Here is a 14,882-nt window from a genome sequence, read left to right as displayed (position 1 = left end):
TGGGCGCCATGGTGGCGCCTTTATCGCGGCTGAAGCCGCTCCAACAATGGCCCGGTGCCTGATTCAGACGGCGGATGTGCCTTCTACCTCAGGCGATCTTGCCGAGTTGCACCAGAGTTCGCATGAGGGCGGTGACCGATTCCGCGGGCAGTGCGTACTCTTGCATCAGCGCTTCAAGGCGGCGTTCGAAGGCTAGCTGGTTTTCACGCTCCTGCTCGCGGCGGCGTTCCTCCAACGATGGAACGTCTTCCTTCGGAGAAGCGGGTGGCTTGCGATTAGCCCCTTCCAGTTCCCTGAGAGCTTGGGCAAAGGCATCGTCGAGTTCACGGAATTTACGCAGTTTCTCGCGCTCATCCATGGCTTTATGAGGTTTCTGATATTTCATTCGGATCTTTGATGATGAGTCTTCATTGATGATGGAGAAATCTTCAGCCCATATTTGTTCAGCTTGCGAACCACACTGGGCTGGCTGATCCCTAAACGGTCAGCCATGGCATAGGTACTGGGCAGCTGCTGACATAGCCTGGCAAGAATATCGCGCTCGATACGCTCCATAGCCTGCTTGAGGGATTCCTGCTCACCAAGTTGAAGGGTATCGACGTGCGAAGACGAGTGCTCTTTTTGCAGTATACCGCTATTGGTGGCATTGGCGAAACTTGTCGGCGATTTCCGCGTGTTACTGCCGATCACATCGTCGGCTGCCGACAACCAGGCCCGTTCCAACCAATTTTCCAGCTCCCTCACATTACCTGGCCAGTCGTGCGCCATCAACTCCGACCACAGGCTGGCATGCAGAATCTTGCGCCGGCCATAGCGCTTGTTGAGCCGTTCGAGCTGGAGCTCGGCCAGCACCGGAATATCCTCGCGTCTCTCGCGCAGCGGCGGCAGCGTCACCGGGATCACGTTCAGCCGATAGTAGAGATCGAGCCGAAACGCCCCTTCTTCCACACGGCTGGCGAGGTCCTGGTTGGTGGCCACCACCAGACGGAAGTCGACTCGCCTTGGTTGCGTGTCGCCCAGACGGGTCAGGCTGCCATCCTGGATGACCTTGAGCAACTTGGTCTGCATCGGAAGCGGCAGCTCGCCGATTTCATCCAGAAACAGGGTGCCACCATCGGCCTGCTCCAGTAACCCCGCCTTGCCCTGGCGGGTGGCGCCGCTGAAGGCGCCGGGCTGATAGCCGAACATCTCGGATTCGAACAGGCTTTCGGGAATGGCGGCGCAATTGACATCGATGAACGGTCCGTCGCTACGCTGGCTCCAGGCGTGGAGCTGGCGGGCAAAGGCGGTCTTGCCGACACCTGACTCGCCAAGCATCAAGACCGTGGCGTCGGTTGGTGCCACTCGCTTCAGCAACAGGGCGATCTCACGCATCACCCCGCTGCGCACTTGCAGGCTATCCAATTCGAGTTCGTCACCGATCGAGGTGGGGGTAGCGCGCTTGAGGTGTTCGCTGAAGCGCTGCTGCAGCAGGGCATATTCATCCTGCAGCAGTTGCAGGTCGGTGAGATCCATCGAGCGGCTGACAACGCGCTCGAGTTTGCCGTCGACGAATACCGGATGGGCCTGAGCGATCACCCTCCTGCCGGTTCCCGTCTGCTGCATGAGTTGAGCCGGCTGGCCGGTGCGAATCACTTCGAGGCTCACCGAAGGCTTGAGCACCCCTCGCTCGACGAGCTCCTGCACGGTGGTGGCGCGCAGTTCTTCGCGCGACAACCCGTAGACCGCCGCTGCCCCGGGGCTGACATCGATGACCTTGCCCCGACCATCGACGATGAAGAAGTGATCGTGGGCGGTGTCGATGATGGTCTGCAGGACCTGACTGTCGACGTGGCTCATGACGGCGACAGCAATGTATTCACCACGGATTTCAACTCAGGAAGATCGCGTTCCAATGTTTTCCATACCAGTTCAAGATCCACCTGAAAGTATCCATGAGCCAATGCATTACGCATCTCGTAAGCAACGACAAGTGGCAATTCCGGGTGCTCTTGAGCGAACTCCGGATGATGCCGCTCGATGTTTCGCGAAGCCTCCCCAATGATTTCCAGATTCCGGATGACAGCATCCTGTACCAAGCTACTGTTCAGGAAAGCCGGTTCCGCCATGTCCTCGGTATATCGTTCGATCCGTTCTATGGCTTCGAGAATATGCCGCAGATAATCGGGCAGTCGTTGTGGATGGCGACTCACAGTGGGCTCGCCTCTTTCAGCACCTGGTCGCGGAACGATTCCGGCAATGCATTAGGAGTCAAAACGTCGACTCTGATTCCCAGCAATTGCCGAAGCTCGGCGCGAATCGCACCAATATCCATCAGCGAGGTATCATCTGTCGGATCGACCAGCAGATCCAGATCGCTTTCTTCCTCATCCTCTTGCGTCATGACAGAGCCGAATACCCGCACGTTCCTGACATGATGCTCAGCGGCAATTCGGGCGATTGCTTCACGGTGGATGGTCAAGGCTTCCGAGGGTTTCATGCTGACTCTCCTTTGTGTCCTGGCAGCAAGACTAGAAGTAACCGAAGCACCGTCATCAGTCTTTTGCCTACCTTATCTCATCAGCGATGCAACGACATGTCGATTGTCGATACTTAAATGTATCAATGATTCATTAATGCATCAAACTTCTTGTCTCGATGATGTAAATATGCATCACCCACGATAAAACCTCTAAGAAATCAGTCATATAAAATCTGGCACGCAATGTGCAATGCCTTGGAACCCTTTCAACCAAGGCCACGCAGGAGCCCCTGATGAGCGATTTCAACCAACCCTTGGGCGGCAACGAGATGCCACGTTTCGGCGGCCCGGCGACCATGATGCGCTTGCCCACCCAAGCTAGCGCCGCCGGACTCGATGCCGCTTTCATCGGCGTGCCGTTGGATGTCGGCACGTCTAACCGTCCCGGCGCGCGGCTCGGTCCGCGCCAGATCCGCGACGAGTCGCGCATGCTGCGACCGTACAACATGGCGACCCGCGCCGCGCCCTTCGACAGCCTGCAGGTGGCGGACATCGGCGATGTGCCGATCAACACCTTCCACCTGCCCAAGAGCATGGACATCATCACCGGCTTCTATGACGAGGTGCTGGCCCACGGCTGCACACCGCTGACGCTGGGTGGAGATCACACCGTGACATTGCCGGTTCTGCGCGCTATCGCCAAACGGCACGGCCCGGTGGGCCTGATTCACATCGATGCCCATGCCGACGTCAACGACCACATGTTCGGCGAACCCATCGCCCACGGCACGCCGATTCGTCGCGCCCAGGAGGAAGGCTTGCTGGACAGCCGGCGCGTGGTGCAGATCGGCCTACGCGGTACCGGCTATGCCGCCGACGATTTCGACTGGTGCCGCGAGCAGGGCTTCCGCGTGGTGACCGCCGAGCAGTGCTGGTACAAGTCGCTCGAGCCGCTGATGAGTGAGGTGCGCGAACAGATGGGCGATGGCCCGGTGTACATCACCTTTGACATCGACGGTCTCGACCCGTCCGTGGCACCGGGCACCGGCACCGTGGAAATGGGCGGGCTGACTGCGGCCCAGGGCCTGGAGATCGTGCGCGGCGCCTGGGGCCTGAACATCGTCGGCGGCGACCTGATGGAAGTCTCTCCCCCCTACGATCCAAGCGGCAATACCGCGCTGATGGGCGCCACCCTGCTCTACGAGATGCTGTGCGTGCTGCCGGGTGTCATGCGGCGCGATTGATCCAGCCCAGAACGATGTTTCCAACGACAATAACCGCATTGAGGTAACAATGATGTCTTCACTCGACACAACCACCGACAACATAGAGACGAACGGGGCGCTGAATCCACGCAGCTTGCTGAAGTTCCTGATCCCGTCGCTGCTCGGGGTCAGTATGTTCCTGGTGCCCTTTTCGGTGGGCGATACCATCAATATCGGCATGGGCCTGATGGCCGATGGTCTCAAGGCGATGCTCGGCGACGCGCTGCCGGCGATTGCGGTGGCGGTCTTGTGCCTGTCGGTGGCGCTCACCGCCCTGGTCAAGATTGCCAAGCCCGGCTGGGCCAGCGAGGGCGTGTGGAAAGATATGTTCGATGTCGGCCCGCTGTGGTTCGGGATGCGCATTTTGGGTGCCGTGTTCGCGCTGATGACTTTCTTCCAGTTCGGTCCGGAGTTCGTCACCGCCTCTTTTACCGGTGGTGTGATGCTCAACGATCTGGCGCCGGTGCTGCTGACGTTCTTCTTCTTCGCCGCCCTGCTACTGCCGTTCCTGGTTGACTTCGGGTTCATGGAGTTCATCGGTAGCCTGGTGCGCAAGCCGTTCCGGGCGATCTTCGGCTTGCCGGGACGCAGTGCCATCGATGCCACGGCGTCGTGGATGGGCTCGGGCACGGTGGGCGTGCTGATCACTACCCAGCAGTACGAGCGCGGCTACTACAATCGCCGCGAGGCTGCCGTGATCGCCACCAACTTCTCGATCGTGTCGATCGCCTTCAGCCTGCTGATCACCAGCTTCATCGACCTCAATCACATGTTCATCCCGTTCTACTTCACGGTGGTGGTGTCTGGGCTGATCGCGGCGGTGGTGGTGCCCCGGCTACCGCCGCTTTCGCGCAAGCCGAATACCTATTACGAGCCGGTCGGCTGCAAACTGGTCGAGGAAGGTACCGGCAACGTGGGCATCTTCCGCTTCAGCCTGACCCAGGCGGTCAAGCGTGCCGAAAAGGCGCCGGGCGCACGTGAACTGGTGCGTAACGCGCTGTTCAACGTCGCCGATATCTTCCTGGCGCTGTTGCCGCTGGTGATGGCGATCGGCACCGTGGCGCTGATCCTGGCCGAGTTCACACCGCTGTTCACCTGGCTCTCGTACCCCATGGTGCCGGTGCTCGAACTGCTGCGTATTCCCGAAGCCGACGCTGCCGCGCCGGCCACACTGGTGGGTTTCGCCGACATGTTCCTGCCAGCGGTGCTGGCAACCAACATCGAAAGCGAACTGACTCGCTTCGTGATCGCCTGCCTATCGCTGACCCAGCTGATCTACATGTCGGAAGTCGGCGCGCTGCTGTTGAAGTCGAAGATTCCGCTCAAGCTGTGGGAACTGTTCGCGATCTTCCTGCTGCGTACCGTGATCACGCTGCCGATCATCGCCTTCATGGCCCATGCATTCTTCTTCTGAGGAGGTGATAAGCCATCGCGCAGCGAGCTCGTGGGAGCGCAGATGTTCTGCGCGATCCGGCCGCGAGGCCGGCACTCTCGGAATGCTGTCGCATTCATCGCGCAGCGGAGCTGCGCTCCCACCAAACCACGCGGCATCCAACCTTCGTGGGAGCGCAGATGTTCTGCGCGATCCGGCCGCGAGGCCGGAATTCTCGGAATGCTGTCGCATTCATCGCGCAGCGGAGCTGCGCTCCCACCAAACCACGCGGCATCCAACTTCGTGGGAGCGCAGATGTTCTGCGCGATCCGGCCGCGAGGTCGGAATTCTCGGAATGCTGTCGCATTCATCGCGCAGCGGAGCTGCGCTCCCACCAAACCACGCGGCATCCAACCTTCGTGGGAGCGCAGATGTTCTGCGCGATTCGGCCGCGAGGCCGGAATTCTCGGAATGCTGTCGCATTCATCGCGCAGCGGAGCTGCGCTCCCACCAAACCACGCGGCATCCAACCTTCGTGGGAGCGCAGATGTTCTGCGCGATTCGGCCGCGAGGCCGGCACTCTCGGAATGCTGTCGCATTCATCGCGCAGCGGAGCTGCGCTCCCACCTGCAAACCAAGCTCAGTGATATAGAGGCTCGAAGACAATGACCTGTGCGGAACTGCTGATACGCCTGCTGCGCGATACCTACGGCGTGGATACCGTGTTCGGTATCCCCGGGGTACATACTGTCGAGTTGTACCGTGGCCTGGAAGGCAGCGGTGTGCGCCATGTCACGCCGCGCCATGAACAAGGTGCTGGTTTCATGGCCGATGGCTATGCTCGGGCCACCGGCAAGCCGGGGGTGTGCTTCATCATCACCGGCCCCGGCATGACCAATATCGCCACCGCCATGGGTCAGGCCCTGGCGGATTCGGTACCGATACTGGTGATCTCGAGCGTCAACCGCCGCGACACCCTGGGTCGTGGTCAAGGGCGCTTGCATGAGCTACCCAGCCAACAGCAGACGCTGGCCGGCCTGGCGCGCTTCAGCCATACCTTGCTCGATGCCGATGCGCTGCCCGAGGTGCTGGCTCGTGCCTATGCGGTGTTCCGTGGCAGCCGACCCGGGCCGGTGCATATCGAGATCCCCATCGATCTATTCGATACCCCGGTCACGCTGCCTGGCGACTGGCAACCTCCGGCGCTGTATCGCGCCGCGCCCGACCCACGTGGCCTGGCTACGGCAGCCCAGTGGCTGCACGAGGCCCAGCGCCCCTTGCTGCTGCTGGGTGGCGGTTGCGTGGATTCGCCCGAGGCCGCTCGCACGCTGGTCGAACGTCTCGATGCCCCGACGGTGACCACCATCAACGCCAAGGGGCTAATGGGCGAGCATCATCCCCTCGACCTGGGGGCCAATGCCTCGCTACCGGCGATTCGCGAAATGGCCAGGGACGCCGATGTGATCCTGGCAGTGGGCACCGAACTCGGTGAAACCGATTACGACGTGGTGTTCGACGATGGCTTTTCGCTCACCGGCAAGCTGATTCGTATCGACCTCGATCCCGAGCAACTGGTGCGCAATCAGCGGGTATCGCTTGGCCTGGTCGCCGATGCCGGGACCAGTCTGGCGCTGTTACTCGAGCATTTTCCGCAGCCACTGCAGCGCGGCGGTCACGAGCGCACCGCTCAGGCCCTGGCAGCCCTGGGGCTTGGCGACGACCCGGCATTCGCGCCGTTCGTGCCACTGTTCGCCATGCTCAAGGAAGCCATGCACGACGCGATACTGGTCGGCGATTCCACTGCCCCTGTGTATGCCGCCAATCACCTGGTGTCGCAGCCGGCGCCACGGCGTTTTTTCAACGCCTCGACCGGCTACGGCACTTTGGGTTACGGGCTACCGGCGGCGCTGGGGGCTCAGCTCGCCCGTCCCGATTTGCCGGTGGTGGCGCTAGTCGGCGACGGCGGCGTGATGTTCACGCTCTCGGAAATCGCCACCGCCGTGGAGGAGCGGCTGCCGGTGGTAATCCTGCTGTGGCACAACGCCGGCTATGAAGAGATCAGGCGTTACATGGATGCCCATGGGGTCGAACGGATAGGCGTGGATATCCAGGCGCCGGATTTCCTGACCCTGGCACATGGCTTCGGCTGCCTGGCTACGCGAGTCGACAGCCCGGCCAGTCTGAGCGAAGCGCTGGCCACACGGCCGCTGGATGGGCCGATGCTGATAGAAGTGGATGCCGGGAAATGGCTTACCGAGGTCAACGAATTATAAAGCGAGTGGCGGGAGCGCAGCTCCGCTGCGCGATGAATTTGGCACCGGACCAGGAATGCCGGCCTCGCGGCCGGATCGCGCAGAAAATCTGCGCTCCCACGACGGTTGGATGCCGCGTAGTTTGGTGGGAGCGCAGCTCCGCTGCGCGATGAATTTGGCACCGGACCAGGAATGCCGGCCTGACGGCCGGATCGCGCAGAAAATCTGCGCTCCCACCGAGGAGGCTGCTTTTCCTGTATTCACTCGCATTTGAACAAGCTTCTGAGGAAAATATGCAACGACTCGACCAGCAGTTCATCGATAATCAGTGGGTTAGATCACAGGGAGAGCGCCGGCTATCGGTCATCAACCCCTACTCGGAGGAGACCATTGCCGAGGTTACCGCCGGTGATGCGGCAGATGTCGAGGCCGCGGTGGCAGCAGCGCGGCGCGCCCTGCCCGTCTGGCGTGCCATGTCGGGTGCCGAACGCGCCGGCTACCTGGACGGCTTCGCCGATGTATTGACCAGGCGTCGCGATGAGTTGATGCGCCTGTCCTCGACCAACAATGGCAAGGTGCTGGCAGAGGCCGGCATCGACCTGGACGATGCCATCGCGTGTTATCGCTATTATGCCGGGCAGGCGCGCGCCCTGGATGCCCGTCAGGGCCAGCCAGTGGACCTCGAGATGGAAGGAGTCGAGGCACGTTGCTACCACGACCCGGTTGGCGTAGTGGGCTTGATCACGCCTTGGAACTTCCCGCTGGTGACCAGTGCCTGGAAGCTGGCACCGGCATTGGCGGCCGGCTGCACGGTAGTGCTCAAGCCTTCGGAAGTCACGCCACTGCCCGAGCAGGTACTGGCCGAGATGGCGCTCGAAGTCGGCTTGCCGGCAGGGGTATTCAACTTGCTGTTCGGTGACGGCGAGGGCATCGGGGCGCCATTGAGTGCACATCCCGGAGTCGACAAAGTATCGTTCACCGGCAGCAATCGAGTCGGTGAAGCCGTGATGCATGCCGCCGCCGAGGGCTCTCGCGGCGTGTCGCTGGAACTGGGAGGCAAGTCACCGATCCTGGTCATGGAAGACGCCGACCCCGAACAGGCCGCCGATTGGGTCATGGCGGGCATCTACTTCAACGCCGGACAGATCTGCTCAGCCACGTCACGGCTGCTGGTCCACAAGGCAGTGGCCGCCCCTCTCTACGCGGCTCTGGCCGAGCGCATCGACGCCCTGACGCTCGGTGATCCCCTGGCGGAAGGCACCGACATGGGCCCGCTCACGAGTGCGCGGCAGCGCGAGGCGGTGCGCCACTATCTACGTATTGCCGACCAGGAAAGGCTCGATGTCGTTCGCGATGACCGTCATCGACAACTGCCCGGTCATGGCTATTTCCTGGCCCCCACCCTGTATCGCGACGTGCCGTTGGAAAGCCGCCTGTGGCGGGAAGAGATCTTCGGTCCGGTGTTGTGTGGGCGCAGTATCTCCAGCGAGCAGGAGGCCATCGAACTCGCCAACGACAGCGACTTCGGGTTGGCGGCCACGGTGGTCAGCGGCGATGCCGAGCGTGCCAAGCGTATCGGACGCCAGCTACAGGCCGGCAGTATCTGGTTCAACAGCGAGCAACTCGTGCTACCGGAAACTGGCTGGGGCGGCTTCAAACGAAGCGGGATTGGTCGGGAACTCGGCCCCTGGGGGCTGTCCGCCTATCTCGAAGTCAAACATATCGTCGGGCCCGAGACGGCCGAGGGTTAACTTAACTGGCAGGACAATTCCCGCAGGAAATGCCCTCTGAAACTGCCCTGGCAGCCGCACAAAGCGGCTGCCAGGGTAAAATCGCCATCACTGGATGGCTCCAATGGAACCGAATACGACTGATGAGCAGCTCGCCCATCTGATTATCGGTTCAGGCTGAATTGATCAGCGGTTCCCTAGAAAAATTAGCGACCATGCATCGCGTCTTATTCGCTCGGCGTTACCGCAGTCCAGCCTTCCATAGACTTCTTGAACTCAACCGGTTTACTATCCATAAACGCACGCGGATCGAAGTTTGGATCGGCCATGACCCCCCAGATCTTACGCATCTGCATGCCAACATTGCCTGCATCATACAGTGGAAAGACGATGGATTCACGGAGGTATTTCTCGACCGGATGTACTTTGTCCAGCGCATTCACGCCCATGACTTGCATAGCTTGAAATACACCATTGAACAAAATCTCACCATTAAAAACCTTCGACATAGCGCCAATGGCATGCCCTTCCGAATCAAATTGATCAAGATAATGAGCAGCCTTCCATGAAAAAGCCCTACACGCTTCTATTTTCATAGCGAGCTCAGCAAGCTTATATCCTACAGCTTGATAATTCATAATAGGCTTATCACCACCTGCGGTGTAGGTCTTAGACCAATTCAGGACATATTCGTAGGCAGATCGTGCGACACCGACGGCCGCTATAGCTGCCACAGGCCCTGACCACGTAAATGCCTTCGCGATGATCAGATCCCCATTGCCTTCGGCAAAGACATTCTCTTCTGGCACACGCGCATTTTCGAATATAATGGAGTTATTCTGGCAGAGCCTATGGCCTATTTTGCTGATCGGCTGTTCATACCGAACACCATTAGTGCCTTTCGGCACAATCATGCCTGACAACCCCTCCTTACCTCCCTTATTAGGATCCGTGCGAACAATGACGACATTAACGTTCGCACCCTGTAGATCCCATCCACCTGCATTGCACGGCCAGTACTTCCTACCGTTCAACACATATTCCCCATTGGATTTATCGTATTCGGCAGTAACGCCGATACCGACGGGGTGTTTCCCCGGATGGTCGAAATTAGCGGTACCACCGGGCGTTCCAGCTGCTTCACTGACAGTCCACCCAGCCAAATAATTGCATGATTCATCGCTGGTGGCCTCACCGATCCATTTCTTTTTCTGCTCCTCATTTCCATACCATGCGATAGGCATGAGTGCCAAGCCATTGACCAATAGGATCGTGGCAAATCCGGGATCAACGGCCGTAATTTCCTCTGCAACGATTTGAAGATCAATATTACTTACACTTCCTCCACCGTATTCTTTCGGCAGGAACCCCATCGCAAAGCCCAGTTTATAGGCCTCTTGGTATGGCGTCTGCATCATCGTAAAGGCTTTCTGTGTATCTTGCTCTTCATCTGCTGCCTTGATTACGGGGGCCAAGATATCTTGCGCGAACTGTCGTGCAGTGTCTTGAAGCTTCTTCTGCTCAGAGGTCAATGTAAAGTCAATGCTCATGGGACCCCCCTGACTCGTTTGATTTCTGGTGCTGTAATCGGTAAACCACCCACTTGAGCAACTCGCTGTCCGTATGCGCCTTCGGTGGCCGACGAGGTCGGTGACGCGTCAACCGTATTCGGCAGCCGGCCAAGCCGGGATCGTCACCGTTCTGGGGGTCATCGGGAGGGTGGCTTGCATCATCATGATGGCGGCTCGATTCTCAGCGAGGAGATGGTGGTAGCGATGTGTCATGGCGACATGACATCCCATGCGTCAGGTATTGCACCTGATCAGTGAGACCACCATGTTGAAAAATAGACGGTCCCAGCCAGCTTGACCACCCTGGCTTCTCCGTGGGAATACCGACAATGTGGTCCAGAGCCGCCCTAGGGTTTGTCCGAAAAGTCGCCGAGCGACGGCCAGACACGGCAAAAATCAGCGAAAAACAGACCGTTGCTCGCGCACGAGTTTACGTGGGTGTAAATGAGCATAATGAGCTGATTTTTAACGCCGTATGGTCGATCGCACGCAGTTTTCGGACGAAGCCTAGATGGGATGATCGCCAAGTGCTGCACGGACAGCATGTGGATCCTGTACTCGGGGACCAATGGCGCGATCTACCAGCGCGACATGCCCCCTGGAAGACCGGCTACGACCGGATTCCGCCAATGGCGTGAGATGACACCTTTGACTCAGTGCTGGAGAGCCCATAGCGGTCCCTTTTCGTTTAGAGTTCGCGAATATAATGATAGTTAACAAAAAAATATGTGCTCAAACGATCACCCACCCAATCCAAACTTGCCTTAGTCTTGGTGACCCCGTAATTAGTGGGTAAACAGGCGCATCACCTATAACCAGAACAAGCCCTGAAAGCGCCATTGACGGTAGCGCTACCGTCAAAAGCCATGTGAAGCAAGGGCAAGCTAATGTTCAATGACATGATGAGGGCTGAGATCTGGCTGCAGGACAGGCTAGAGACTCAGCAGGGAATTGAGGACCTGGCACAACGTTTGGGTTACTCCGCATCACAAGTTCGACGCAACTTCAAGCGGTGTTTCGGTGTATCGCCAAGCACCTACAGAGACCGACTGCGAGTGGAACAAGCAGCCATACTATTGAGTTATACCCAACTCAATATCCATTCCGTTGCCTATCGATGTGGCTACCGTAACCATTCGGCATTCTCACGGGCGTTTCTTCGCTACTTTGGGACGAGTCCACGTGAATTCCGCAAGGACGAAAGACACAGACTCGAGAAGCTGCGCAATGGCCCGACCCGGGAATATCCATTTCGCATTGGGCATGACACGCCCCAACAGGCGGTGGTCACGCGTCTTTATCATCACCGGGTAGGGAAGCGAAACAGTATCGAAGATCTGGCTAAACATGTAACCCTGGAGGCTCTCCCTAAGAAGCTGCGTAAAGGCCGTACTATCGCCATCATTCATGGCAACGATCTGAACAGCGACTTTGCCCGTGCCGATCTCGGCATTCAGGTCGATGCCGATATCGCCGATGAACTGGCGACTCCCTTACCCTTTCGCACATTGAGCTTACCAGCTTGTCGCTATGCCAGTGTCATGAGCGATGATCTGGACGAACTTCGTCCTATCATCGACTTCCTGCTGGCCAAGGCACTACCCGAGCGCGGGGAGCGTATCAGCGGGCTTCCCCCAAGATTAATCTGGCAGAAGTCACGGGAAGGAAAGACGAGACATCCCAGCCGCTTCGAGTTTCGCTTGCCGCTATGCGACCCAGGATGACTCGTATCCATGCAACAACGCCGCCCCGGAGACCGGGGCGGCGTCATGGGCGTCACGGAAACACTGAATAAATGCCTGCGCCACTCAATCGCTGCGTTGCGCGGAAGCCTCACATATACCCCATATGCTCCGGTTGACTCGAAACCTGCGGTTTCTCGCCCCTTCGGGGCCATCCTTCGGATGTTTGTCGCTACGCTCGGTTCTGTGCTCCGGGCGCCTTGCGCTTGAGCATGCTCGTCGGTTTATTCAGCGTTTCCTTAGGGCTAGGCTGGCTTAGCTTTCCACTCGCACCAGCCAGGACTCCACGATATCGGTACCGTATTCGTCCTTCCAGGCCTTGAGAGTTTTCTGGTTGCCCCCACGAGTTTCCACGACTTCCCCAGTGTTGGGGTTCTTATAGATTTTCAACTTGCGCTTGCGGCGGCCACCGGCTGTAGTAGCCGCGCTGGCTGCTGCTGCCTTTCCAGCCGGCTTCGGACTGAGCAGCTCCATCACGTCGGCGGCGCTCTTGTTGAAGTCCTTCATCAGTGTCTCAAGCTTTTCCTTGAACTCGAGTTCAGCCTTTAGACGAGGATCGTTCTGCAGTTTCTCCAGCTTCTCGTTGAGCTCCTTGAGTTGCTGTTCTTGCTGCAGGTATTCGTTGAGTAGTGACATCACTCTTCCTTATTCACAGAGCTACTTTTTTGGGATGCGGTGCTATTGTCGCCGCTATTCAGTGTATTGCCAAGAGCTTAGCGATATTTTCAATTAGAGACAACATGAAATACTACTGCGCTACTCGCTAGCAGTTGGGAGACGCCCCTGTCGATACCGCTCGCCGAATTATTCAGCGCTTCCCTAAAGACAACATTTTGCGGCAGTTGGTTTCTGGCCAAACATACCGCCCTGTTGTTAACCTTGGCAAATTTATGCGGTTTACAAAGAGGCCATCATGACAGCAGCAACGCTTTGGCACCCCTATGCGCAGATGCACACCCAACCGCCGGCACTGAACGTCATTGGAGGCAAGGGGGCCCGTTTCACTCTCGAAGGAGGAGAATCCTTGCTCGATGCCACCTGCTCCTGGTGGTGCATGATACATGGCTATTCGCATCCACGGCTCGTCGCGGCAATCAAGGATCAGGCCGATACCCTGTGTCACGTGATGCTTGGAGGGTTGACGCATGAACCGGCCAAGCAACTGGCCGATGCCTTGGTTCGCGTCACCCCCGCTGGACTGAACCATGTGTTCTTCTCGGACAGTGGGTCGGTAGGGATGGAAGTGGCCATGAAGATGGCCGTGCAATATCAAGTACAAACAGGGCAACCCGAAAAGCACCGCATGATGTCACTGATGCGGGCCTATCATGGCGACACCAGCGGTTGCATGGCAGTATGCGATCCGGAAGAAGGCATGCACTCGCTGTTCTCCGGCTATCTGCCCCGCCACCATTTCGCCCCGGCCCCCACAGCTCCTTTCGATGCCCCGAGAGCCGCCGTAGAGGACGATATCCAGGCATTGCGTCGAATGCTCGAGGCTCACCACCATGAAGTCGCCGCACTGCTGATGGAGCCGCTACTGCAAGCTGCCGGGGGGCTCAACATGACCTCGCCACATTACGTGCGAGCCGCCCGAGAGCTATGCGACGAATTCGATGTCCTGCTGGTCTTCGATGAAGTGGCCACCGGCTTCGGGCGTACCGGCAAGTTGTTCGCGGCCGAGCATGCCGGGGTCACGCCGGACATCATGGTACTCTCCAAGGGGCTGACCGGCGGTTATCTGGGACATGCGGCAACACTGGCGACCGACAAGGTGTATGGGGCTTTCTTGAGTGAGGATCCCGGACACGCCTTTATGCACGGCCCAACCTTCATGGGCAACCCGCTGGCCTGTCGCGTGGCGCTGGAAAGCCTGGCGGTGTTCGAAGAAGAACGCTATCTCGACAAGATCGCTACCCTGAACGCGATCCTGCGCCAGGAACTGCTCGAAGACTCGGACCTACGCGCCCATTCCGAGGTGGACGATGTACGCGTGCTTGGCGCCACCGCCGTGATCGAAGTCAAGGATGCCGTCTGTCTCAAGGGGGTTCAGGCGTTCGCTCGGCGACATGGTGTGTGGCTGCGCCCCTTTGGCCGCTGGCTGTATACCATGCCAGCCTATGTCACCACCGCGGACGAGATGCGCCGGATTACCGACGTGATGAAGGGGTGGTTCAGGGAGCGGGCAGAACAAGCCAAGCCGGCCTGACGGCCGGATCGCCGCCACGGCGGCTCCTACCGGAAAACGGGGCACTGCCCAATGTGTAGGCGCGCCCGTGGGCGCGATGGCAAGGCCACCCAAGCCGGCCTGACGGCCGGATCGCCGCCACGGCGGCTCCTACCGGAAAACGGGGCACCGCCAATGTGTAGGAGCGCCCGTGGGCGCGATGGCAGGGCCACCCAAGCCGGCCTGACGGCCGGATCGCCGCCACGGCGGCTCCTACCGGAAAACGGGGCACCGCCAATGTGTAGGCGCGCCCGTGGGCGCG

Annotated in this window: 12 protein-coding genes; 6 read left to right on the top strand and 6 right to left on the bottom strand. The window is 59.1% G+C overall.

Features of this window, described 5'->3' with window-relative positions; genetic code table 11:
- Positions 1-88: 88 nt before the first annotated feature.
- Genes IE093_RS20860 through IE093_RS20845 form a run of 4 tightly spaced genes read right to left on the bottom strand, consistent with a single transcriptional unit; the run spans position 89 to position 2,479 of the window.
- Entirely contained in the window at positions 89-385 is a 297-nt protein-coding gene (locus tag IE093_RS20860) for a hypothetical protein (protein ID WP_229803840.1), read from the bottom strand.
- Entirely contained in the window at positions 382-1,839 is a 1,458-nt protein-coding gene (locus tag IE093_RS20855; protein ID WP_189472622.1) for a sigma-54 interaction domain-containing protein, read from the bottom strand. The genes IE093_RS20860 and IE093_RS20855 overlap by 4 nt, the downstream gene beginning before the upstream one ends.
- Positions 1,836-2,192 (bottom strand): HepT-like ribonuclease domain-containing protein, encoded by a 357-nt coding sequence (locus IE093_RS20850; RefSeq protein WP_189472620.1) that lies wholly within the window; start codon positions 2,190-2,192, stop codon positions 1,836-1,838. Before IE093_RS20850 ends, IE093_RS20855 begins: the two co-directional genes overlap by 4 nt.
- Positions 2,189-2,479: a nucleotidyltransferase family protein gene (locus tag IE093_RS20845; protein ID WP_189472618.1), complete on the bottom strand. Its 291-nt coding sequence runs from the start codon at positions 2,477-2,479 to the stop codon at positions 2,189-2,191. The genes IE093_RS20850 and IE093_RS20845 overlap by 4 nt, the downstream gene beginning before the upstream one ends.
- A gap of 275 nt (positions 2,480-2,754) precedes the next feature.
- Between IE093_RS20845 and speB the strand changes: the two genes are divergently transcribed.
- The 4 genes from speB to IE093_RS20825 all read left to right on the top strand — a co-directional run bounded on the left by speB (position 2,755) and on the right by IE093_RS20825 (position 9,101).
- Positions 2,755-3,705: an agmatinase gene (gene speB, locus IE093_RS20840; protein WP_189472616.1), complete on the top strand. Its 951-nt coding sequence runs from the start codon at positions 2,755-2,757 to the stop codon at positions 3,703-3,705.
- A gap of 52 nt (positions 3,706-3,757) precedes the next feature.
- Positions 3,758-5,140, top strand: a complete 1,383-nt coding sequence (locus IE093_RS20835; RefSeq protein ID WP_229803842.1) for a YjiH family protein — start codon at positions 3,758-3,760, stop codon at positions 5,138-5,140.
- 623 nt (positions 5,141-5,763) lie between these two features.
- The gene (locus IE093_RS20830) at positions 5,764-7,371 is read left to right on the top strand and encodes a 5-guanidino-2-oxopentanoate decarboxylase (RefSeq protein WP_189472612.1); all 1,608 of its coding nucleotides are present in this window, start codon (positions 5,764-5,766) and stop codon (positions 7,369-7,371) included.
- A 272-nt stretch (positions 7,372-7,643) separates the two neighbouring features.
- On the top strand, positions 7,644-9,101 hold the full coding sequence (locus IE093_RS20825; RefSeq protein WP_189472610.1) for an aldehyde dehydrogenase family protein: 1,458 nt from the start codon (positions 7,644-7,646) through the stop codon (positions 9,099-9,101).
- A 206-nt stretch (positions 9,102-9,307) separates the two neighbouring features.
- Here the strand turns inward: IE093_RS20825 and IE093_RS20820 are convergent, their stop codons facing one another.
- Positions 9,308-10,630, bottom strand: coding sequence for an acyl-CoA dehydrogenase family protein (locus IE093_RS20820; RefSeq protein WP_189472608.1), 1,323 nt, complete (start codon positions 10,628-10,630; stop codon positions 9,308-9,310).
- A 908-nt stretch (positions 10,631-11,538) separates the two neighbouring features.
- Between IE093_RS20820 and IE093_RS20815 the strand changes: the two genes are divergently transcribed.
- On the top strand, positions 11,539-12,375 hold the full coding sequence (locus IE093_RS20815) for an AraC family transcriptional regulator (RefSeq protein ID WP_189472606.1): 837 nt from the start codon (positions 11,539-11,541) through the stop codon (positions 12,373-12,375).
- 273 nt (positions 12,376-12,648) lie between these two features.
- Here IE093_RS20815 and IE093_RS20810 read toward each other — a convergent pair whose 3' ends face one another.
- Complete coding sequence (locus IE093_RS20810) at positions 12,649-13,029, bottom strand: histone-like nucleoid-structuring protein, MvaT/MvaU family (RefSeq protein ID WP_189472605.1); 381 nt, start codon at positions 13,027-13,029, stop codon at positions 12,649-12,651.
- A 277-nt stretch (positions 13,030-13,306) separates the two neighbouring features.
- Between IE093_RS20810 and bioA the strand changes: the two genes are divergently transcribed.
- A complete protein-coding gene (gene bioA, locus IE093_RS20805) occupies positions 13,307-14,602 on the top strand; it encodes an adenosylmethionine--8-amino-7-oxononanoate transaminase (protein ID WP_189472602.1) in 1,296 nt (431 codons plus the stop codon).
- Positions 14,603-14,882: the final 280 nt, after the last annotated feature.

It is taken from the genome of Litchfieldella qijiaojingensis (assembly GCF_014651875.1).
Classification (GTDB): Bacteria; Pseudomonadota; Gammaproteobacteria; order Pseudomonadales; family Halomonadaceae; genus Litchfieldella; species Litchfieldella qijiaojingensis.
This window is presented reverse-complemented; position numbering and strand designations above follow the sequence as displayed.